Below are 22629 nucleotides of genomic sequence, written 5' to 3' on the forward strand. Positions count from 1 at the left end.
GAAGAAAAGCAGGTGGAGGTTACCTGCTTTTCTTCAATACGTCTAGAATCTTATACGAAAGGATTTATTCCATTATGACAAAATATACCGAACCGAAATATAGATCTATCCACGAAGCAGAAGGAAACGAGTTGGAAGTCCTTAAAGAAAAAGTTGCAGCATCCATGTGGAAGCCAGCTTTCCATGTCCATCCCGAGCACGGTCTCTTAAATGATCCCAATGGCCTTGCCTACTTCAATGGTGAGTTTCACGTCTTCTACCAATGGTTTCCGTTCGGAGCATTTCACGGGATGAAACACTGGGCCCATGTGAAGTCCAATAACCTGGTGGATTGGGAACGGCTGCCCACTGCCCTGGTACCGACTGAGGATTATGAGTCACACGGTGCCTATTCCGGAGCTTCTATGGAAGTGGACGGGAAGTTGTACCTTTACTATACCGGTAATATAAAATTCAGCGCAGAAGAACGGTCCGCCAACCAATGTCTTGCCATTATGGGAAAGGATGGCGAAGTCCTGAAGTATGATAAGAATCCGATCATCGAGGGTGTCCCGACTGGATATACCGGTCATGTCCGTGATCCCAAAGTGTTTAGAAAAGGAAGCATGTATTACATGCTTCTCGGTGCTCAACGCGAAGATAAAACCGGGGAGATCATTGTATATGAATCGAAGGATGCCCTGGACTGGTCTTTTAAGGGAGAATTGAGATTGAACCTGGATTTACCGGAATCCTGCTATATGCTTGAGTGCCCTGATTATTTTGAAATCAAGGGACAAGAGGTTCTTGTGATCTCCCCTCAAGGGCTGGAAGCGAAACAACACCACTATCAAAATCTTTACAATGTGATATATGCACTGGGTAAACTGGACATGGAGAACCTGACATTTGACGTGACGGATTATCAGGAATTGGACAAGGGCTTTGACTTCTATGCTCCCCAAACATTCGAAGGAAGAAACAAAGAACGGTTAATGTTTGGCTGGGCCGGTATGGCTGAAGTTGAATACCCCACCGACCAGGAGGATTGGGCACACTGTCTGACACTTCCCAGGGAGCTTGATATCGTGAACGGCCTTCTTGTTCAAAAGCCGGCTATTGAATTGAAGCAGCTTCGAAGCAAGTCCCAATCAGGGGTCCTGACGCTGGATAAAGGCTCCACCGATCTCCATTCAGGTTACCATTCATTTGAGCTGGAAACGTCCATTGAATCCCGTGAATCAGACTCTTTCGGGCTGGAACTCTTCTCATCGGAAACAGAGGGTCTTGTCTTAGAATTTGATCGTTCCACCCAAACCGTTACGTTGAATCGCGAGAATTTCCCTGCCTTATTTGGAGATGAACATGGATTTGTACGAAGTGCTGAACTCAGCATAGGGGACACCGTTAAAGTACACGCCTTCGTTGATCGGAGCATCGCCGAGATTTTTATAAATGACGGGGAGGTAGTCTTTACAACTAGGGTCTTCCCAATGAACAAATCAACCGGAATCAAACTGTTTACGGATAAAGAACTAACCTGTACCTATACCATCTATCAACTGAAGAGTAATAACTCACTTTAGATAAAGGTCCGTCCCTCATCGCTTTAAAGCGATGAGGGACGGACCTTTTAATTTGACCCGGAACTTCGGGCTGGACATCTTTATTCTCTTTCCCAACAGATAGGTGAAAGGACAAAAGGCGACTGCCCCCATCCGCTTATACCTGTAACAATCGAACAACCTGATCCACCGTCACCCGGATCTGCTGTTCAGTCACCTCACTCCTCAATGCTTCCTCCAGCGACCGGCACTCCGTCTGTATCGAAAACACAGCATCAAGGTACTGATTCACCTCTGCCAAATCCGTATCAATCCGACCCGCGATCCCAATGACTTTCTTACCGTGCTTCTTCGCAAGCTTTGCAACCCCAACCGGCACTTTCCCCATCAGTGATTGCTTATCCAAGCTTCCTTCTCCGGTGAAGATAATGTCTGCTTTCATCACTTTCTCTTCTAACTTGGTAAGTTCAATAATCGTATCCACCCCCGATTGAAGAACCCCGTTCAAAGCGGCAACGATACTTCCACCAAGCCCTCCGGCAGCACCTGATCCAGGGACATCTTGGACGTCGATCTCATACACTTCACTAAATAGGGAAGAGAGCTTCACCAAACCGGCATCAAGTTCCAGGATCCCTGCAGAAGTGGCACCCTTCTGTCTGCCAAAAATATGGGCAGCACCTTTCTCTCCATAAAAAGGGTTCGTGACATCGCTCGCAATCGTGAACGAGCATTGCTCCAGTTGGGGTATCCGCTCATGATCAGAAAACGAAGCTGCCTTAAGCAATGGATTCCCTTTCACTTCAACCTCTACTCCGTCCTCATCATAAAACGTCCATCCCAACGCCTGCAGCATCCCGACTCCCCCGTCGTTCGTAGCACTCCCGCCAAGGGAAATGACGATGTTGCGAAATCCATTCAGGACGGCATCCTTTATCTGTTCACCCAAGCCATACGTATTCGCCTTCATCGGATCCCGCTTCTCAAACGGTACAAGGGGAAGTCCGCTGCTGCGTGCACTCTCAATAAAGGCAGTATCTCCATTAAAAACAACATAACTCGCAAGAACAGGGTTCATTAACGGATCATTGACCCGTATTTCCTTCTCTTCTCCATCCAGGCACGTGAGCAGGGCATCCAGGGTCCCCTCTCCACCATCCGCCATGGGAGAGTTCTCAACATGAGCTGATGGAATAACAGAAAGGATCCCTTTACGAGCCGCTTCTCCCACTTCAAAAGCTGATAATGAATCCTTATAGGAATCAGAAGCTATTAAAAAATTCATATCACACACGCTCCTATGAAAAGGTGCCAGAAGCCTGTAAAAGCCACTGGCACCTATATTGATCTATTGTTTTACCCACATGAATTCATACGAGTTTAATTTAACTTCTCCACTTACTTCTTTTCCACTCTGTAAATCGAAGCCTGAATGAGGAAGCGTTACAGCTGCTGGAGCAGCATCCAGGTTGACGACAAACGTGATGCTCTCTCCTGTTTCCTGGTTGAAACGCTTCAGTCCGAATAGATTGGCACCCAGTTCCAGCACTTCCTGCCCTGCATACGGAGAAAAAGCAGATTCCTTTTGTCGGATCGAAATCATTTCCTGTAAGCCTTCGAAAATCCCTTTGCGACGGGAGCTTGTCTCTAATTCTCCAAGGATACTTGAAAGCTCCAGCTTCTCACGATTGATCCTGCGGTTGATGCCTGAAGACTCTACACCCGCTTCATCGTTATGAGAGCCCAGTAAGGAATGATAATAAATGGCCGGAACTCCCACAAACGATAACAGGATGGAATGTGCGGCCAACATCTTTTTCACTTCCAGTTCTTCTGTCGTATCCTCACCTTGGTTGACCAACGCTGCTGAATAGTTGATGTTCAACTCATAAACAGACTGACTGCCGTCACTATTTGCTTTATATGAAACACGACCGCCGTTTTCTTTCACTTTATTCACAAGCAGTTGTTTCTCGTCCTCGGTCAAGATCCCTTCAGTCGGACGCATCCCAATTCCGTCATGACTCGCAAGGAAGTTGAAATAGGTCGCAGTATCCGAAACGGTATCAATCGTTTTCGCCCATTCCGTCAGCTTTTCACCATTGTGAGTCGTCAGTGAAAACAGCACCAATGGAGGCAGGGAGAATTGATAGACCATATTGGCTTCATCGGTCCCATCACCGAAATAGCTGATGTTTTCTTTATGCGGTACATTCGTTTCCGTAATGATCTGGGTATTCGGCTTAAAGAAGTCCATGACCTCTCTCCACAGCTTGATGATTTCATGTGCCTGGGGCAGATGGATGGAGGTTGTGCCTGATTCCTTCCAAATGAACCCGATGGCATCCAATCGGATGCTTGTTCCGCCCTTGCTTGCATACTCAAGTAAAATATCCGTCGTTTCCTTTAATACCGGAAAATGGCGGAAGTTCAAATCAACCTGGTCTTCACTAAAGGTCGTCCAAGCCGTTTTCACGCCGTCACGTCCTTCGTATTCATGATACAAAGGCGATGTGCGGGGACGAACGACGACACTTGGATCAAAAGAAGGATCCTTCGGAACGAAATATTCCTTGTATCTCTCTTCACCATTGATATAACCTTGAAACCACGCACTGGATTTCGAAATATGATTGGCAACAAAATCAAACATCAAGCGATAATCCTGAGCCAGTTCTTCAATGTTCGTCCAATCCCCGAGTTTCGGGTCCACTTGACGGTAGTCCACGACTGAGAAACCATCATCGGATGTATAAGGAAACATCGGGAGCAAGTGAACGTCCGTAATCGAACCCTTCACCTTTTCATTTAAGAAGGTGCGAAGAGAAGCAAGTGTGGGCTTGCCCTCTTCGTAAATGCTGTCACCATACGTGATCAGATAAACGTTTTCTTCAGACACAGGTGCTGCGCTTTCCCAGGAATGACGACTCCATTTATCCACTAGCCCTGTAAAAGAAGTCAGGAACTCCTCTTTGAAATCTTCCCCGTAAATCGTCTTTAATCTCTCTTCCACATTCCGTACTAGTTCTTGCTTTGTCATGATTTCACCTTCTTAAGATAGTTTTAATGTGAGGTGGCTCTTCGGATTGACTGTGATCGCCGTACCAGCCTCTTCCTGGAATTCCTCCGCCAGATTTGTGATGGAAACGTTGCTGAATTCATGGTCTACTTTCACGGTCTGAACGGATTCAGTCGGGTTGAACAAGCGAACAACAATCGACTTGTCATCATAGGCACGCTTGCAGCTGCTCATCACAACAGAAGGATTGTCCATTTCCAACAATGAAACCTTGTCATCCATCTCCTTAACCGGATAAGGAATCTCAAAACGCTCCAACCGCTCTTCAAACGTATTCAAGCTTTGTTTCTGATAAGAAGCATGTCGAGCAACATAATGATTCGTCAGCCCGAACATCTCCACAAGCTCTGCATCCCCTACATAAATCCCGTACTCAAACACCATCTTCTGCTTCATCTGCGCATCAGGGGTATAAACGACTTTATTGTTAATGCCCGATGCTCTTCCCGGACGCCACATGAGATCATCTTTCCCTAACAACCCGACGCTTCTAAATAGAGTAAGAGCGAGTTCACCTGAGTTTTCAAGCACTTGATATTCCTTGATCCCTCTTGTTACGGCCGCAAAAGTATGGGAATCAGTCGATACCCCTGCAAAGTTTTCAAGGGAATAAATCGGTACCGGTGCTTCCGCAAAACCATTCTCTTTCCAATCCTTCATATACGGATTGTCCACACTTCGCTCAATCAGCCCAAAGCCTTGATCGGCAAAGGAAGTCTGAGGTTTGTTTGTCCCTGTATTCAATAGAACGCGTACACGGTGATCCTCAACAGCATTCTCGATTGTATGCTGAACCCGGACGAACTTTTCATTTTTTCGAAGCTCAAGAGTCGAGATGACCACCAATGGTTCTCTGTTGATTTCCGCCTGGCGGTCCTCCAGATTCCCTGGTACAAGGGCCTCATGTTTCACCATGATTTTCTGTGAAAGCTCACCTGTTTCTACAGAAAGAAGCTCTCCATTTTCTAACCAAAGAGGCTGATCATCTTCCATGGGTGAGAAATCATAGGAGTCTCCTGCATCACCGACATTTTCAAATCGAACCAGGTTGGTAATCACTTTTCCCTTACCTTTCTCAGTCAGGGTCAGATTACCTTCCACGAATTCCACTTTTACATGTTCATTTTCAATCGCCTGAATTTCGCTGTCTTCAAGCTTTTTCATTCCTTCGCTGAGTTCTTCAACCATATATGTCTCGTACCCTAACCCGGCAACATCTTTCAAATCTACCATTACGACGGTGCGATAATAACCCGGAACCTCTACCTGCTTTTCGCCTTCAGCTGTCACGACGATTTTCTTACCGCCGCTTATATATTCCTGGTCAATGGCTTCCATATCAACAAGTTCTCCATTAAGGTCCTTTACGTTGAATTGATCAGACTTTGTAAACAGGACAGCCTCAACCGTTCCGGAAAATACAGACGCATTCGTATTGAAGAATACAAAAATAGAGTCATCACCGAGCTTCTTGCTGATCGCTTCAGTCATTTGTTTCTTCAAGATATTCAGGAGCCCTTCTGCAATACGGTTCACCTTTTCCAGGCGCTGCACGATATCACGATTGGTATCATCGGAGTTACACCCGCCGATACTGTCGTGGGCATGGACATCGAAGAGTTCCTTCCACATTCCGTCCAGCCATGCCTGGGGATAACGAAGGCCCAAGGATTGACCGATGACCGCCAATGGCTCCAATACATTCAAAATCTTATGTTCGACTTCATAATTTGCTTTCTTAATATCATAGCGCTGGGAACGGATTGTGTTATGAATACGGGACTTCTGGGTCGCCGTCAATTCGCCTTCAATCACATTTGTAAAATCCGCCTCGTTCTCCCATGCATCCTTCATAAAGGTCTCATAGTCGGAAAGGACAAACTCATAGTCCCCTGAGCTTTCATTCAGCTGCTTAATGGTCTCAGGGAAATGCTCACGCACAAGCACCTGATCCCCGCCTGCCGGGAGAAGGAGATGGTCACTATTCTGATTCATATCAGCCAGTTTCTCCAGAATCGGAAACAGTCGTTCTTCCTTATACTCCTCTGTAGCTTCAAGGAATTTCCCCGGTCCATATCCGAAATAAATGTTGTTGGCATGCACGGTTTCACCGTCAGGAGATTTCCACTTGAAATTCAAATCACCTTTCAATTGATCGGTGTAAATTCCCCGCTGAAGGACGCTGTTATCGATACCGAATCCTTTGAAGATTGAAGGAAGATACTGATTCTGTCCAAAAATATCAGGCAGGTAACCACAATTCATACTGTGACCGAAACTCTTCGATATCTTGGTTCCGTATAACAGGTTACGGATGATGGATTCTTTATTCACAAGCAGGGAATCGGTCTGCGTATACCAAGGTCCGATAAACAGCTGCTTCATTTCCACAAGCTGCTTCAATCGGTCCCTGTTTTCAGGACGGACCTTCAAATACTCCTCCACAATGCTTGCCTGGGCATCGAATACATAGCCCGTATAGTCTTGATTTGTTTCAAGAACATCTAAGAGATGGTCCAGGTTTTCTGCAAGTAATACATTCGAATCTTCTATTGTAAAATACCATTCACGATCCCAGTGGGAATGAGGTACGACATAAACGCGCTTTTTCATGGATGTTCCCTCCAAATAATAGGTAAAGGGTTCCGGGTCCATAAAGACCCAGCCCCCTTTTTGTGATTATTTTTCGTTCTTTTTCAAGATTGCAAAGCGGATGAAAATGTTTGCGAAAGCGATGAACAATACCCCTACCAGAAGTCCAATGAGGTAAGCCCAAATATTTTCAACGAGCGGCCATCCCCAGACAGCCGGAAGTGGATACCACTGAACGGCCCCAAGTACGACTGCCGTTACGGATCCTAAAATAGCCCCGATGATATTGATCGGTATCGTGATCAGCGGGTTACGGAGCATGAATGGAATCGCTCCCTCACTGATGGCGATAAATCCAAGTAATAAAGACGTATTCCCTGCCACTCGCAGGTTCGCATCGAACACACGGCGACCTACTACATACTTATCGATAACCGTCGCAAGTCCCAAACCGATCGGCGGGATAACGATTGCCAATACACGTGCTGTCAACGGATAGATCTGATCAGCTGCAAGTCCGATGGCAATAGCTCCGGCTGCTTTGTTGATCGGTCCACCTAAGTCAAAGGCAGTGGCAGCAGCGATGATACTTGCGAGCACTACATTCCCTGCCCCTTGAGCCGCTGTGATCCACTCACTTAGAAGTGCATTAAGTCCACCGAAAACGGGATCAACAATGTAGAAATTAAGGAAGAAAATCGTTAATACAGAAATCGCAGGAATGATTAACATCGGTTTCATTGCGATTAAATTTTTATTTAGCTTAATTCTTTCATTTAAGAATTTAGAGACATATCCAGCCGTTAATCCAAGGATCAGTGCCCCTAGGAAACCTGATGGAATTCCACCTTCGATTCCCCAGAACGTATAGTGAAGTCCTGCTGCAAATACCCCTCCAATAAACCCGGAAACGAGTCCAACTCTGTCGGCAATTGAATAAGCCACGAAAGCCCCGAAGATTGGATACATGAACTTAAAGATCATGCCGCCGAATTTATCAAGGTGATGAAGGATCACCAATAGTTCATTTGAGTGAGTCGCATACTTAATATCATGAATTTGATCTACGAGACCCATCGGCATGGCAGAGAGCTTCGCAATCCCCATCATCAGACCGGCTGCGACAAGGACAGGAATCATATAAGAAATCCCGGTCATGACCGCCTGGGTGATCTCAGACAGAAGGCCCTGCTTATTACCTCCAGTGGAAACCTCTTCTTCACCACTGTCCCCTGAAACGGTTCCATCCGGGTTCGTCAACGCCCGGTTAATGATCTCCTTGGCATGCTTCAACGGTTCTGCTACACGTGTTTGAACGTATGGCTTCCCAGCGAAACGTTCCTTATTCTTAGGAGCAATATCGGTAGCAAAAACAACGGCATCCGCTTCTTTCAAAATCGCCCCCCGGTGCTCATCTTCAATCCCGTTCGCACCCTGTTTCTCTGTAAGAACACGGACACCCATCTCACGTCCTGCTTTCTCCAATGCCTCTGCAGACATATACGTGTGGGCGATACCCGCTGCACAGGCAGTGATGGCCAGTACCGTTTTGGTATATTCTTGAGGAGCCTCGACTACCTCTTCCTTCTGATCTAATAATGATAGAAACTCTGAAGGTGAAGAAGCGTTCATCAAGTTATTGATATAGCCCTTGTCCATCAGTCGTGTACTCAGTTCAGAAAGGACACTTAAGTGGGTTGATCCGGCTTCCGCATCCGGTATGGCAAGTAGGAATACAAGCTTGACTTTGTTCGTCGGATCAATGCTTTCCCATGTATCGATGCCGTTTCGAAGTCTGGCGACGGCAAATTTCGCTTTCTTTACAGCTGAGCTTTTCCCGTGGGGGATCGCAAGCCCCGCTTCTAACCCTGTGGGAGAGATCTTCTCCCTCTCCAGTACAGCTTGTAAAAAATCTTCTTTAGACGTTAAAACATCCTGTTTATATAACGCATCTACAAGCGTCTCAAGAATCTCTTGTTTAGAGTTTGATTCAATATCAAATATGACCAATTGTTCATCTGTCATTTTTCTTAATTCCATGAGGTTCACCTCTCTATTAGTAAATATCATTTCCTGTGAAATCCCTTACAATGTAGTTATAACACAGAAACCATCAGGTCTTTTGTACATCCAGCGTACAATTGTACAGAATGAAAGCCTTATCATTCGTGAGAGGAGGTAAAAGAGTATAACAATTAGTGATATAATGAATGATAAACAATGAAACGGTTTACAAAGGAGTATTCTATGGGGAAAGTATTGGATCGATTTTCTTCCCATATCGGGGAGCTTACATACTCAGAAAAACATGTCCTTTATTATGTGGAGGAGAATTTGGAGACAGCGAAGAATCAGTCGCTAACCGCCATGGCTGAAAGCAATAGCGTCAGCACCACTACCATCGTTCGTATGTGCCATAAGCTCGGACTCGGTGGCTTCTCTGAATTTAAGTTTAACCTAAAGAGCATCGATGAAAACGTGGGGCCCGCTGAAAACATGCTCGATCGCTATCGCCAGGATACGAATCGAACACTGGAGTCTTTACGAGTGGAAGAGTTAGAAAGAATCAGCCAACAGCTTTTGCAGGCTAATCGAGTGATGATTGTAGCTGTGGGGTTAACGAAGATGGCGGGAGAGTACTTCAGCAAACTGTTTATGCAGGTGAACAAGCCAACGTCATACGTGTATGAATCACATATCATCGACCTGCTCCCAAATATGGTGCAACAGGACGACCTCATCGTATTCATCTCATCCAGTGGAGAGACGAAAACCATTGTAGGGGCAGCTGAGAAGATTCGTTATAAGAACGCTGACTCTCTGGCGATCACCAATTCAGCAGACAGCACGCTGGCCAAACTCACTCGGAACGCCATCAGCGCCGATGTACAAAAAGTACAGTTTGCGGGGTATGATTTGACTCCACGTTCTACGATGGTGATCTTGATTGATTTGATTTTTGAGTTTTATTTGAAGAAAGTGATGAAGTGATGATTAAACAAGTGTTTAACTCGATACTCCCTTTGCCTGCGGGGTTTAGAATGACTAATTAAACGTTTGTTTAAATGCCACGAAATAAAAAGCGCTAAGCTACCTTTCATTAGGGAGCTTAGCGCTTTTATTAAACCTTTTTATACATGAGAAACAATCAACTCAACCTGTCCCTCAATCTCAAATGTCTCAACATCCGCTGGTAGTATGAAATGATCTCCTTTTGTAAGAGTGTACTCTTCTCCTTGAACCTTCAATACCCCACTTCCGTCTAATACACTTGCCAGCTGGAATGGCTGGTCTTGCACAAAAGCGGCATGTCCATCAACTTTCCATTTGTATACCGTGAAATACTCTGCTTCCACAAACTTCGTGGACTCTACTCCATCACGCTTTTCCACAACCGGTTCAACTGACTCAGCCTTGTGTGGAATCGTCGTCACCTCGATCGACTTGTCGATATGCAGCTCACGGGTATTCCCTTCTGCGTCCTTACGGTCATAATCATACACACGATACGTCGTATCCGAACTTTGCTGCGTTTCTAACACCAATGTTCCTTTACAAAGAGCATGGATCGTGCCACTTGGGACATAGAAGAAGTCACCAGGCTTAACCGGGATGCGGCGTAGCAGTTCATTCCACTCCCCTTTTTCAATCATGGAGACGAACTCTTCTTTCGTTTGAGCCGTATGTCCAAAAATCATTTCGGCATCTTTGTCACAGTCAATGATGTACCAGCATTCGGTTTTACCCAGTTCACCGTTTTCATGTTCTTTAGCATAGGCATCATTCGGGTGCACCTGTACAGAAAGGTCCGCATTTGCGTCTAATATTTTCGTCAGTAACGGAAACACAGGAGAAGTATGCTGACCGAATAGCTCACGATGATCATTCCAAAGTCCGCCAATCGTCTTTCCGGCAAATTCACCGTTGACTACTTTGCTCTGTCCATTCGGATGGCCCGAGATTGCCCAGCATTCTCCTGTGATGTCGGATGGAATGTCGTAATTGAATTGCTCTTTTAACGCCGTACCTCCCCAGATTCTTTCCTGGAATACGGGTTGTAGAAATAGTGGTTGGTTCATGGTTGCCTCCTAATGTTCGCTATAGTATGTAGTTGTACGAGTTCATTTATCTTATCAATGATTTCATTCAGTTGATTCTTTTGAACTCCACATAATTGATGTTTTATCTCATTGATAAACATTTCTTCAACCCTTAAGCCCTTTAACTCTTCCCAACTGATTGTCTTACATAAGTTACGTTCTTTCAAGAAGGAAATGGTATTTCGGTCTTCTTTCATTGATTGACGGTCTATAATCAACAAAGGGGTATTTCCGATTACCGCCTCACTTACTGAACCCCATCCAGCCTTTGAAATGGCTAGATCAGCTGCGGCGATGAAGTGATGGGTGTCAAGGTAGTCAGGTGGGATTCGATACACATTCTCTTTTTCGATATGTGTATTTGAAGATACAATAAAGAGTACCTCCCGATCATCCCAAAACGCAAACTGATCAAGATCATCGTGAGTAATTTTCATCCCCAACCCAAAGTAAATGAGTGTTTTCTCACCATCAGGATTAAGCATCTCACGAATTCTTTTGACTTCCTGATCGTTTATTTCACGAGAAAAGAAATCAAAACAATATTTTTCACCACCCCAAAGTGGTTCATTCTCACCAGCTAAAGCTAAGAAGGTATCCATCTCGTCATATGCTTTCTTTAATGGTGCAAGCTTTTCTTCACTTATCAGTCCTTCATAAGCCGTATACCATGTAAAGTTCGAAATCCCGATTGAATGAACACCTGCCAGTTTTCCAGCTTCAAAGGCAGTTGGAACGATATCCGATATGATCATATCAACTTTCTCATTTTGAATAAATCGGACCTCTTCCCCTACCTTCTTGTCCCATTTTTCAATATAACTATCAAATTCTCTATTTAAGCGATCAACATCCGGCTCTAAAGAATCCTCTTTAAGAAAATAACCTAAATCTGTGGAAACGTGACGGAACTTGACCCGCTCATCAAGAAAGTATTGTTCCAGAAAAGGCATAGCAAAAGAGTTACAAACTACAATTTCAACCCTGGGTAATGTTTCTATGAGACCTTGAATGATAGCGGAACTTCTCGTCGCATGCCCAAACCCATAATCAGAGATGTAATAAGCGATTCTAAGCAATCTCTCTCCTCCCTTCATTCATTCTTTTAAAGCTAACCCAAGTGCCCCCACCAGTCCCGCATTATCTCCTAATCCAGGCGGCACAATGTAAGAGTCGATTTCTTCAAGGATTTGCTTATGATGGACATAACCACCCAATAGGTTAACGACCTGTTCTCTTATGAGCGGAAATAATTGTTTTTGGTTCATCACCCCGCCACCAAGAATGACTTTCTTCGGTGATAAAATAAGAATGTAATTAGCAATCGCCTGAGCGAGATAGTAGGCTTCCATTTCCCATACCTGAGCCTTGTCTACCAATTCAACGGCTTTCTTTCCCCACCTTGCCTCAATCGCAGGGCCGGATGCCAATCCTTCTAAACAATCACCATGGTAAGGACAATGACCAGTGTATGTGTCTTCAGGGTGTCGGCGAACCATGATGTGACCCATTTCAGGGTGAGTCAGACCATGAACGAGTTTCCCTTCCGTTAGAGATCCTACACCAATCCCTGTTCCGACCGTGATATAGAGACAGCTGTCCAATCCCTTAGCCGCTCCCCAAACGCTTTCACCTAAGGCCGCAGCGTTGACATCTGTATCAAATGCAACTGGAATTGAAAAATGTTTCTTCAACTCACCGATAAGATTGAAATGACTCCAATAAGGTTTTGGAGTCCTTGTGATCGATCCATATGTCATGCTTTGGGGATCAAGGTCTATGGGACCAAAAGAACCCACTCCCATTCTTTCTATATTCTTGCCCTCGAAAAACTCCACTACCCGTTTTAATGTCTCACTTGGAGTGGTCGTAGGAATCGTCATTCGCTCCAGGATTGCTCCCTTTTCATTACCGATTCCACATACAAACTTTGTTCCACCTGCTTCAATTGCTCCAATGTTCATATCTACCCATCCCTTCAATAACCCAGAAAGATTTCTCATATTATACTATCATTCAATTTCAATAGAATGTATCTGACCTAATAAAAAAGGCCAAAATCGACAAACGATTTTGGCAGTAGATTATTCAACATACGTAAGGGATTCAAGAATCTCCTTCAAGCTTAACTCAGCACATGCCATGGAAGTATCCGCTACCCCATAATACATTTTCACGACATCTCCCTCGACAATGACACCGCACGAAAAGACAACATTTCCAAAGAAGCCGTTCACCTCATAGTCAGCTTCAGGCTCTACTAAAGGGGTTTCTGAGCGAGCAATCACCTTTGAAGGATCTTTCAAATCAAGTAATACCCCGCCCATACAATAACGATGATCATCAGATGCCCCGTGATACAGCTCAAGCCAGCCTTTATCTGTCTTAATTGGTACTGCACCTCCACCGATTCGTCCGTTATCCCACATGCCCTCTCTCAAACCGATTAGATGTTTGTGGTTCCCCCAGTACAATAAGTTATCTGATTCAGCAATCCAGATTTCAGGATGGCCGTTACTGTTGGGAACAGGGCGATGAAGAGCATAATACTTGCCATTGATCTTCTCAGGAAAGATCAGGACGTCTTTGTTCTCCGGAGCAAAGATCATCCCATGATACGTAACCTCTTGGAAATCCTTTGTTGAAACCATGGATTCACCGACTCCCACCGGGGATACAGCGCTATAATAAATATAATAGGTGTCTTCTATTTTCGTAATACGAGGGTCCTCGATTCCGAACGTTTCCAGTTTGGTAGATGGATAGATAAATGGTTTATCATCGATGGAAAAGGACCTTCCATCTTTGCTTCTCGCAATTCGAAAATAGGATAAGGAGGTTAAATAAGCAAATTTGCTACTTCCACTATATCGAATGACTCTTGGATCAGAAAAATCATAGGCCGGGTCGTTGACATCCAATTCAAGAATGTCCAACTCCCCTGTCTGATCATTTAAAATGGGAGCCTTCACTATTGTATTATTTTCTGATAGAGGTCTTTCTGCCACACGAAGAAGCAGAATCGTTTCACCATTAAATGTAGTCACTCCCGCATTGAAAGCACCGATCACTTCAAATCCTTCATGAAAAGGTTTAACATCCATGGGGGTAATTAATGGATTTTCTTCATATCTGTATACATTCATCTGCTTTGCTCCTCACTTCTCAAATTGTAAAAATGGATCTTCCATCACGATCTTTTGGGCTTCTGCATCGCTGATTCCTGCATAGAAATGAGCGGTTCCATCACTCTTTCTGACTAACCCACCACTAAATACGACGTCCACTAAATCCGGACGTTTCGCTTCTCCTTCAAGGAAATCCGAACGGGTTCCGATCAATTGAATATCTGAATATTCACCAGTATCAGGGTTCAAGATAAAGACCATCGGATAATAATGACGGTTTCCTTCTCCATCAAAAGAAGCAATATGACCGAGAACGCCGACCAGTCCATTCAAAAGAAGATGGGCCTCATTTGCGCCTCCCCATTCTTCTTCGATAAATTGACCTTCTAATAGTGGAGCGCTTTCTATTACCTCAGTCGTTAATTCTTCTAAGGAAGCAATCTTCATAAACCCAATTTTGCCCCGTCCTCCCTTATCTCCTTGAGGTCTTGTCAATACACCGATCGAGCCATCCTTCAGCTCAACCAACCGAATATCTTTCATCCCATCCGGTCCTTTTGTAAATTCCGTTAACTCGGCAATTGAATTTCCTTTGTAAAAAACCGTTCTCCACCCTAATGCATTCTCTATAGTCGGGTGAGGGAAGATTTGAACCCCTCCAATCAGGAGTTCCTCACGAATGATCGTGTAGAAAGGATCTTGAAGTTCAAATACGGGTGCATCTTCTCTTGGAACCCAGACACCATCCCTCTCCACGAAGAAAACGACTTCAGAGTGTTCGGTGTCCCTTCTTTCAACGCGTCCTGCAATAACATATTCCCCGCTGTCAAGAAATGGGGCGGTGATATTATAAACATCATGACCCTCAACTCCTTTAAAGACCAATTTCTCTGCATGTTCCGGCCCTTTTTTATGTTGAAACTCGTTCACTAGTTCCTGGCACGTTTTCACTTTTCCTTTATGTAATTTCATCCGCCCATACCCCTTTATCATTTGATAACGCTTACTAAAATGCCGAACAGTAAGGATCGGCGTATACATTTCTTAGAAGACTAATACTAATTGCTTCACCAAAAATTTGTTAATGTCCATTTGCTTTGGAATTTTAATTATTTATACATTACAAAATTACATTATAGGACATTTTTACATTACAAAATCTGGTTAGTCAATAACCTTTTACGATTGATATCTACCATTTAAACAGAAAAACTATTATTAATCCTATATAAACAGTACTTTTCTTAGCACTAATATAATTTGAAAATTTTTTCTATTATAAAATTCCAATTGACTACTAGAATTTAACATGGCATAATCATGTCAAGAAGTAACGTTACATTATAACAACTCAGCTTTTGTTGTAATGCAGAAAAATGATAACGCTACCAAACTATTAACAATGGGGGTTAAGAGATGAAGGGAAAATGGTTTTCAAAGCTTACTGCAGGACTATTAGTGTCTTCTTTACTGGTTGCAGGTTGTTCAAACTCTGAGGAAGGCAGCACCGGTGAAAAAGGCGGTCCGGTTGAATTAAAAGTCGGGACGTGGGCTGGAGCAACAGAATTGAAAGAGTTCCAGGAGATTGTGGACCAACTGAACGAAGAAACAGATGAATACAATTTAACGATTCAAAGTATTCCTGCTGACTATTACAAGAAAATCCAGACGATGGCGTCAGCCAAACAAGCACCTGATCTCTTCTGGCTTTCACAAGAATACATACCAATGTATGCTGAGCTGGGTGTGATCTCCTCACTTGATGAATATGTCAAAGATCATAAAGAAGTCGACATGGACGATTATTTTGATGGACCATTAGCCATTGGCCAAATGAACGAGAAGCTGTACGGACTTCCTTGGATCAATCAACCGATCATGTTGTATTACAATAAATCTCTTTTTGAAAAAGAAGGCGTAGAAGTTCCTCAAGCAGACTGGACTTGGGAAGACTTCTCGAAAGCAGCGAAAGCCATCACAAAGGATACAGATGGTGATGGCAAAACGGATCAATACGGAACAAACATTGATGGATGGCCACCGATTTCCACCTGGGTATGGACGTATGGCGGAGAAATCATTGATAAAGACGGAAACGTAAAAATTGATGAACCCGAAGCCATTGAAGGCATCAAAAAGTTTGACCAGCTGATCAATAAAGACAAGGTCGCTCCAGACAAGACCCAGTCCCAAAACACTGGCGGGCCTGAAATGTTCAAAACTGGTAAGATCGGAATGTTCTTTGGCGGCGCCGGGGACGATTTCGAGAAGCAAATTGGTGAAACATTTGAAGTTGGCATGACCGAGGTTCCTCACGCTACTGAGCAGGCGACATTTAGTTGGATTGCAGATACCGTTATGTCGAGCAATACAAAGAATAAAGACGTTGCGGCAGAAGCACTAATCGATTTAACAAATGCCATGCACGAGTGGAAGATCCTCCCTCCTACTAAATCAGATTTAGAAAATGTAGCAGACATCCGACCGGAAAAGGAATACGCACTCGATGTCATGAAAAAAGCGTCAGAATACTCCAGAGGATATCATAACCAAAGCAAACAAGCTGAAATCGATACAGCTATCTGGCAATACCTTTACGAACCAATCTTACTGGGAGACAAATCTCCTGAAGATGCTGCGAAAGAAACAGCGGAAGCTCTACGAAAAATTCTTGGCCAATAACATAATTCAAGAGGATAAGCTGGTGCAAATCAGCTTATTCTTTTTCAAAAGGTGTTGATAAACATGAATAAGTTAAAGAAATATGAAGGACTATTATTTATATCACCCTATATTTTCGGGTTTCTCATTTTCACCTTATTCCCGATTTCCTTCGCGTTCTATATCGGATTTACCGATTGGAACTCGTTTACGGATCCAACGTTCATCGGACTTCAAAACTATGTAGACTTATTTAACGATCCCAACTTCTTAAATTCACTTAAAGTAACCTGTATTTATGCTCTATTCGCCATTCCTTTGGGTATCATGTCTTCCCTGACGATTGCGGCCATAGTGAATATTAAGGTTAAAGGCGTCTATTTCTTCCGGACGGCTCTCTACATGCCGGCAGTCGTATCAGGTGTTTCAATCGCCCTGTTATGGCGCTGGATCCTTGACCCGGAATACGGTCTTATTAATCTACTACTCTCTTACATAGGGATTGACGGTCCGAACTGGCTCGGTGACCCTAATTGGGTTCTCCCTTCCTATATTATGATGGCCATTTGGGGAGCAGGCGGAGGAATGCTTACTTACCTTGCCGGGCTTCAGGACATCCCCCGCAGCCTCTATGAATCGGCGGAAATAGACGGGGCAAATTGGTGGACGAAATTTACGAAGATCACCATTCCGATGCTAAGCCCTGTCATCTTCTACAACCTTGTCATGGGAATCGTCGGCTCATTTCGAAAGTTCAACGATGCTTATATCATTGGAGGAGCCGGGAACCAGGGTCAATTCTATATGGTCTACCTTTACGAAAATGCCTTTAGCTATTATAAAATGGGATACGCAACGGCCATGGCCTGGATCCTGTTTCTCATTATTCTTCTCCTGACACTGTTTGTCTTTAAATCTTCATCCCTATGGGTGTTCTATGCAGGAGAAGTCGAACCATCCCAGAAGAAAAAACGGAAATTCACATTATTTAAGAAAAGATCGTAGATACAGGAGGTGAAAGAACTTGTCAGCTACAACAATGACGAATCAGCAACGTAAAAAAGTCGAATCGTTATTCGTCTATCTATTCTTAATCCTTGCATCCATCGCGACCATCCTGCCTTTGTTCTGGATGATTTCTACTTCATTGAAGTCAGGAGACATCATCTTTGAAATCCCCCCGAAATGGATTCCGGAAACCTTTGAATGGGAGAACTATAAGCGGGCTGTAACGGACATCCCTTTCTTCCTTTACTTTAAGAACACAGTCATCATTACTGGGTTCAGAATGTTCGCCGAGGTATTCGTATCCGCACTCGTCGCTTATGGATTCGCACGATTTAACTTTCCGGGAAAGAACTTTTGGTTTGTGATCCTGCTTTCTACCATTATGTTACCTGGAGAAATCACGATGATTCCCGTTTTTATCATGTTTAGTGAAATCGGCTGGATTAACACATTCAAGCCGCTTATCGTCCCTTCTTTCTTTGGTGGGCAAGCCGTGTTTATCTTTTTACTGCGTCAATTCTTCATGTCCATTCCGAAAGAGCTGGAAGAATCAGCTGTCATGGACGGAGCCAACAGGCTTCAGATTTTCTATAAAATTTTCCTGCCATTGTCCAAACCCGCTCTGATCACGATTGGTTTATTTTCTTTCCAGGGATCATGGAACGATCTATTAGGTCCATTAATGTACTTAAATGACTCCAGTAAGTTTACCCTGCAGCTTGGTTTAGCCATGTTTAACGGGATGACGAAGGTAGAATGGGGTCCATTAATGGCCGCTTCCTTACTCGTACTCCTTCCGACCATCGTGATTTTCTTCTCGATGCAGAAGCACTTTGTCGAAGGGATTACCGTAACCGGAATCAAAGGGTGACCACCCGGGGGTGAAGAGGATCGCTCTCTTTATCCCTGCTTTTATTCTATTACAATGGAGATGACGCGTATGAATCTCTCAAAAGACTTGAACGAAAATATCTTTTATCGCATTCTTAATTTCACTTATTGGTTCTTATTGACCAATATCTATTTCTTCCTTTTTACCGTTCCTTTTTGGATGGTCTTGCAGCTCTTCTGGGACCCTGCCAATCTATTCAGCTGGGGTCTCCTTCTTATCAGCTTGCTGCCTGTCGGTCCTGCATTAACAGCGATGTTCAGTATAATGGGGAAACTGCATCGAGAGAAGACCATTTCCGTCACAAAAGACTATTTCTCGGCAGTGAAAGCGAACTTTCGTCAAGCCCTGCTTCCGTGGACCATCCAATTGGTGATAACGTCCATCGTCATTGGCGATATCTTGTTTCTTGCTGGCCATGAAATCGGCTCTTACATCACTCCACTATGTTATTTGATCCTGATTATAAACGGGATCGCGGCATTATATCTCTACCCCATCCTGTCACGTTTAGAAGTTCCACTTGGAGGACTGTTTAAGCTTGCTTATGGGTACGCATTATTCAATATTAAAACGACCCTTATCCTTATTAGTATGGTAGCCGGAACTGGTATACTAGTATATATCATTCCAATTATTTCATTATTCTTCATCATCGGACCATTTGGTTATGGGATCATGTGGATCATGAAGGATATTACACTAGAACTAGAGAAGAAATTAATCGTTTAGCAGATTGCGAGTGAATACTATGAAGAAGAAAGTAACGATGCAAGACATTGCCGATCGTTTAAATATATCCAAGAACTCTGTTTCACAAGCCCTGACAGGAAAGCCGGGGGTCAGTGAAGAAACTAGGGATCTGGTAAAGAATGTAGCAAGCGAGCTGGGTTACGATTACCCTAAAGCACGTCAATTATCAAATGGGAAGAAAAAAGGAAGAATAGCGCTCATCGCATCGGACTTGGCCTTCTCTCTGAAAAGCTTCTTTGGTGAGATATTCTTAAGCATTGAAAAAGAAGTTGTCCAGAGAGGGATGACCTTGCAGATTCAGTCGATCAACAAAACATCGACGAAACAACTGATTCTCCCTTCTTTCATAGAGAATCAATCGGTGGACGGCATTATCATTCTTTCACATATCAGCAACGAGTACATCAATAAAGTCATTGCTACGGGAATACCAACTGTGATGATTGATCACCACCATCCAATGAATCAGTCGGATGTGATCATTACCAATAATCGATTCGGTGCTTATACTGCCGTCAACCATTTGATAAAACTGGGACACAAAGACATTGCGTATGTAGGAAATGTCGAGTACTCCCCTAGTTACCAGGAGAGATATGAGGGATATATCCATGCATTGAGGGATCATGGGCTGACACCCGCTGAACCATATATGTTCACCGATGCAGTAGAAGAAGAAAGCATCATTTACGATTATATTCAGAACCTGAAGAATAAGCCGACAGCTTGGTTCTGTGTAAACGACGGTCTGGGGTTTCTCGTGAGCTCATGCCTTCAGCAGCAGGGGTTAAAAGTCCCCCAAGATGCTTCTGTATGCAGTTATGACAACGGTCAACTCTCTCAATTAGCCAATCCAAAGATTACCACGATGGATATCGACTTGGAGTTGTATGGAAAGAAAGCGGTGGAACAGCTGTGTTGGAGAATGGATAATAAAGGGGAGCCTTTTCAGGAGATATTGATTTCGTCCGAATTGATTACAAGAGATTCCACCTCAAGTCCCTTAGTGAAAATAATATGATATAAATTACTAAAAAGACCTTAAAGAAATGAAAATTCATTCTTTAAGGTCTTTTACTTAAGATCAAGCGGATAAGTACTGCTTCATTAACTATTTACAGTAATGATTTTGTTTACTCTTTCCATTACATCTTGTTCTATCTTTTGAAGTTTCACTTGACTATCCTTTTGCGAAACCCCTTGAACACCAAAATAAAACTTAGCTTTCGGCTCCGTTCCTGACGGGCGTAAACAGAACCAAGAACCATCTTGTAAGAAATACTTGATGACATTCGATTTTGGAAGATCGATTGTTTCCTTATTACCGCTTTCAGGATACATTCTCTTAGAAGTCTTATAATCTTCTATTGCCTTCACCTTTATACCAGCAATCTCTGCAGGAGGAGTACTTCTGAAGTCTGCAAGAATTTCAGCGATTTGTTCTGCTCCCGCTTTCCCTTTAAGCGTTAAAGACTGAAGAGATTCTTTAAAGTATCCATACTCTTCAAATATCTCCATTAGTCCATCATACAAAGACTTCTCTTGGGACTTATAATATGCTGCAACTTCTGCAGCAAAAATAGCCGCCTGTACAGCATCTTTATCACGTACGAAATCTCCAATAAGGTAACCATAGCTTTCTTCATAACCAAACAAGAATTTATGCTCTCCAGATTTTTCAAACTGTTGAATTTTCTCTCCAATAAATTTAAAGCCCGTTAGAGTGTCAAGAGTTGGAATGCCAAAGCTTTCTGCAATAACTCTTCCAATTTCAGAGGTAACAATTGTTTTAATCACAATTCCATTCTCAGGTAATGTTCCATTTACCTCTTGCTGAGTCAATAGATAATGGAGCATCATTGCTCCCAGTTGATTACCTGTTAGCACTTCATATTTACCTTCAGCATTCTTTACGGCAACGCCCAATCGATCTGTATCAGGGTCCGTTCCCATCAAGATATCAGCATTTTCTCTCTCACCATACTGAATGGCCAATTCAAAAGCTGCATGCTCTTCCGGGTTCGGAGACGTTACTGTTGAGAAATTAGGATCCGGTAATTCTTGTTCTTTTACAACAGTGATATTCTTGAATCCAAAATTACTTAAACCTTCTCTTACTGAAATATTAGCCGTACCATGAAGAGGAGTGAAAACAATTTTAAGAGAGTCAGAAGCTTCTTCTATAACAATTGCATTTTGGCGAATCGTTAGTAATTCTTTTTGATAAGCCTTATCTACTTCTTCACTTATATACGTCAGAGTTCCATCTCTTATTAACTCTGATTCATCCACAACTTCGACTTTAAGTTCATTTTCGACACCATTTACATATTGAATTAATTGGTCAGCCGTCTCAGGTGGAATTTGTCCTCCATCTGGTCCATATACTTTAAATCCATTATATTCAGATGGGTTATGACTAGCTGTTATCACAATACCTGCAAAAGCCTTTAGATGCCTGACCGCAAATGAAAGAACCGGAGTTGGACGCAATTCGTCAAACAAGTATGACTTAATCCCATGCTTTCCGAGAGTTTTTGCCACTTCCAAAGCAAACTCGGGAGATTTGTGACGGGAATCATAGGCAATAGCAACGCCTTGATTTTTCGCACCAGTTCCTTTCACTTCTATAAATCTAGCTAACCCTTCTGTTGCTTTACGAATCATATAGATGTTGAGACGGTTGGTTCCAGGACCTAATTCTCCTCGAATTCCTCCAGTACCGAATTCAAGGTACTTATAAAAGAGTTCTTCGATTGCTTGCTCATTATTTTCTATATCTAATAATTGATTCTTTAATTCTATATCTAAATCAGGATAACTAATCCATCTTGAGTAATTATTTTTCGAATCCATATTCTCACCCGGCTCTTAA

Annotated in this window: 17 protein-coding genes; 7 read left to right on the forward strand and 10 right to left on the reverse strand. The window is 43.3% G+C overall.

Features of this window, described 5'->3' with window-relative positions:
- Positions 1-74: 74 nt before the first annotated feature.
- Positions 75-1565: a glycoside hydrolase family 32 protein gene (locus tag ACQKFO_RS15025; RefSeq protein ID WP_427599719.1), complete on the forward strand. Its 1491-nt coding sequence runs from the start codon at positions 75-77 to the stop codon at positions 1563-1565.
- Between the two features lie 136 nt (positions 1566-1701).
- Here ACQKFO_RS15025 and ACQKFO_RS15030 read toward each other — a convergent pair whose 3' ends face one another.
- The 4 genes from ACQKFO_RS15030 to ACQKFO_RS15045 form a co-directional block, all read right to left on the reverse strand.
- Entirely contained in the window at positions 1702-2829 is a 1128-nt protein-coding gene (locus ACQKFO_RS15030; protein WP_427599721.1) for a glycerate kinase, read from the reverse strand.
- 63 nt (positions 2830-2892) lie between these two features.
- Positions 2893-4584: a sugar phosphorylase gene (locus ACQKFO_RS15035; RefSeq protein ID WP_427599723.1), complete on the reverse strand. Its 1692-nt coding sequence runs from the start codon at positions 4582-4584 to the stop codon at positions 2893-2895.
- A gap of 12 nt (positions 4585-4596) precedes the next feature.
- Complete coding sequence (locus tag ACQKFO_RS15040; RefSeq protein WP_427599725.1) at positions 4597-7236, reverse strand: glycoside hydrolase family 38 C-terminal domain-containing protein; 2640 nt, start codon at positions 7234-7236, stop codon at positions 4597-4599.
- Positions 7237-7302: 66 nt separating this feature from the next.
- Positions 7303-9255 (reverse strand): fructose-specific PTS transporter subunit EIIC, encoded by a 1953-nt coding sequence (locus ACQKFO_RS15045; RefSeq protein WP_148970464.1) that lies wholly within the window; start codon positions 9253-9255, stop codon positions 7303-7305.
- Between the two features lie 207 nt (positions 9256-9462).
- Here ACQKFO_RS15045 and ACQKFO_RS15050 point away from each other — a divergent pair, with 207 nt between their 5' ends.
- Positions 9463-10206, forward strand: a complete 744-nt coding sequence (locus tag ACQKFO_RS15050; protein WP_427599727.1) for a MurR/RpiR family transcriptional regulator — start codon at positions 9463-9465, stop codon at positions 10204-10206.
- 140 nt (positions 10207-10346) lie between these two features.
- On the opposite strand, the gene manA is transcribed toward ACQKFO_RS15050, so the two are convergent.
- The 5 genes from manA to ACQKFO_RS15075 form a co-directional block, all read right to left on the reverse strand.
- Positions 10347-11294: a mannose-6-phosphate isomerase, class I gene (gene manA, locus ACQKFO_RS15055; RefSeq protein WP_427599729.1), complete on the reverse strand. Its 948-nt coding sequence runs from the start codon at positions 11292-11294 to the stop codon at positions 10347-10349.
- Entirely contained in the window at positions 11291-12394 is a 1104-nt protein-coding gene (locus tag ACQKFO_RS15060; protein ID WP_427599730.1) for a hypothetical protein, read from the reverse strand. Before ACQKFO_RS15060 ends, manA begins: the two co-directional genes overlap by 4 nt.
- Before the next feature lie 18 nt (positions 12395-12412).
- Positions 12413-13279: an ROK family protein gene (locus ACQKFO_RS15065; protein ID WP_427599731.1), complete on the reverse strand. Its 867-nt coding sequence runs from the start codon at positions 13277-13279 to the stop codon at positions 12413-12415.
- A 120-nt stretch (positions 13280-13399) separates the two neighbouring features.
- Positions 13400-14461, reverse strand: coding sequence for a BtaManbiosPhlase (locus ACQKFO_RS15070; protein ID WP_427599732.1), 1062 nt, complete (start codon positions 14459-14461; stop codon positions 13400-13402).
- A gap of 12 nt (positions 14462-14473) precedes the next feature.
- Positions 14474-15415, reverse strand: a complete 942-nt coding sequence (locus ACQKFO_RS15075; RefSeq protein WP_427599734.1) for an MTP-1 family protein — start codon at positions 15413-15415, stop codon at positions 14474-14476.
- A gap of 444 nt (positions 15416-15859) precedes the next feature.
- Here ACQKFO_RS15075 and ACQKFO_RS15080 point away from each other — a divergent pair, with 444 nt between their 5' ends.
- The 5 genes from ACQKFO_RS15080 to ACQKFO_RS15100 all read left to right on the forward strand — a co-directional run bounded on the left by ACQKFO_RS15080 (position 15860) and on the right by ACQKFO_RS15100 (position 20775).
- The gene (locus ACQKFO_RS15080; protein ID WP_427599736.1) at positions 15860-17125 is read left to right on the forward strand and encodes an ABC transporter substrate-binding protein; all 1266 of its coding nucleotides are present in this window, start codon (positions 15860-15862) and stop codon (positions 17123-17125) included.
- A gap of 63 nt (positions 17126-17188) precedes the next feature.
- Positions 17189-18109, forward strand: coding sequence for a carbohydrate ABC transporter permease (locus ACQKFO_RS15085; RefSeq protein ID WP_427599738.1), 921 nt, complete (start codon positions 17189-17191; stop codon positions 18107-18109).
- A gap of 19 nt (positions 18110-18128) precedes the next feature.
- A complete protein-coding gene (locus ACQKFO_RS15090) occupies positions 18129-18983 on the forward strand; it encodes a carbohydrate ABC transporter permease (RefSeq protein WP_427599740.1) in 855 nt (284 codons plus the stop codon).
- Between the two features lie 69 nt (positions 18984-19052).
- On the forward strand, positions 19053-19733 hold the full coding sequence (locus tag ACQKFO_RS15095; protein ID WP_427599742.1) for a YesL family protein: 681 nt from the start codon (positions 19053-19055) through the stop codon (positions 19731-19733).
- 19 nt (positions 19734-19752) lie between these two features.
- The gene (locus tag ACQKFO_RS15100) at positions 19753-20775 is read left to right on the forward strand and encodes a LacI family DNA-binding transcriptional regulator (protein ID WP_427599744.1); all 1023 of its coding nucleotides are present in this window, start codon (positions 19753-19755) and stop codon (positions 20773-20775) included.
- 86 nt (positions 20776-20861) lie between these two features.
- Here ACQKFO_RS15100 and ACQKFO_RS15105 read toward each other — a convergent pair whose 3' ends face one another.
- Positions 20862-22610 (reverse strand): phospho-sugar mutase, encoded by a 1749-nt coding sequence (locus ACQKFO_RS15105; RefSeq protein ID WP_427599745.1) that lies wholly within the window; start codon positions 22608-22610, stop codon positions 20862-20864.
- Between the last annotated feature and the right edge of the window lie 19 nt (positions 22611-22629).

The organism is Rossellomorea sp. NPDC071047, from assembly GCF_050270195.1.
Lineage (GTDB): Bacteria > Bacillota > Bacilli > Bacillales > Bacillaceae_B > Rossellomorea.

Bases quoted from the DNA above. Each gene is read 5' to 3' on its own strand.
- ACQKFO_RS15030 (WP_427599721.1), bottom strand. From the start codon at position 2,829: ATGAATTTTTTAATAGCTTCTGATTCCTATAAGGATTCATTATCAGCT.
- ACQKFO_RS15095 (WP_427599742.1), top strand. From the start codon at position 19,053: ATGAATCTCTCAAAAGACTTGAACGAAAATATCTTTTATCGCATTCTT.
- ACQKFO_RS15065 (WP_427599731.1), bottom strand. From the start codon at position 13,279: ATGAACATTGGAGCAATTGAAGCAGGTGGAACAAAGTTTGTATGTGGA.
- ACQKFO_RS15045 (WP_148970464.1), bottom strand. From the start codon at position 9,255: ATGGAATTAAGAAAAATGACAGATGAACAATTGGTCATATTTGATATT.
- ACQKFO_RS15040 (WP_427599725.1), bottom strand. From the start codon at position 7,236: ATGAAAAAGCGCGTTTATGTCGTACCTCATTCCCACTGGGATCGTGAA.
- ACQKFO_RS15035 (WP_427599723.1), bottom strand. From the start codon at position 4,584: ATGACAAAGCAAGAACTAGTACGGAATGTGGAAGAGAGATTAAAGACG.
- ACQKFO_RS15100 (WP_427599744.1), top strand. From the start codon at position 19,753: ATGAAGAAGAAAGTAACGATGCAAGACATTGCCGATCGTTTAAATATA.
- ACQKFO_RS15080 (WP_427599736.1), top strand. From the start codon at position 15,860: ATGAAGGGAAAATGGTTTTCAAAGCTTACTGCAGGACTATTAGTGTCT.
- ACQKFO_RS15070 (WP_427599732.1), bottom strand. From the start codon at position 14,461: ATGAATGTATACAGATATGAAGAAAATCCATTAATTACCCCCATGGAT.
- ACQKFO_RS15050 (WP_427599727.1), top strand. From the start codon at position 9,463: ATGGGGAAAGTATTGGATCGATTTTCTTCCCATATCGGGGAGCTTACA.
- ACQKFO_RS15025 (WP_427599719.1), top strand. From the start codon at position 75: ATGACAAAATATACCGAACCGAAATATAGATCTATCCACGAAGCAGAA.
- ACQKFO_RS15075 (WP_427599734.1), bottom strand. From the start codon at position 15,415: ATGAAATTACATAAAGGAAAAGTGAAAACGTGCCAGGAACTAGTGAAC.
- ACQKFO_RS15105 (WP_427599745.1), bottom strand. From the start codon at position 22,610: ATGGATTCGAAAAATAATTACTCAAGATGGATTAGTTATCCTGATTTA.
- manA (WP_427599729.1), bottom strand. From the start codon at position 11,294: ATGAACCAACCACTATTTCTACAACCCGTATTCCAGGAAAGAATCTGG.
- ACQKFO_RS15085 (WP_427599738.1), top strand. From the start codon at position 17,189: ATGAATAAGTTAAAGAAATATGAAGGACTATTATTTATATCACCCTAT.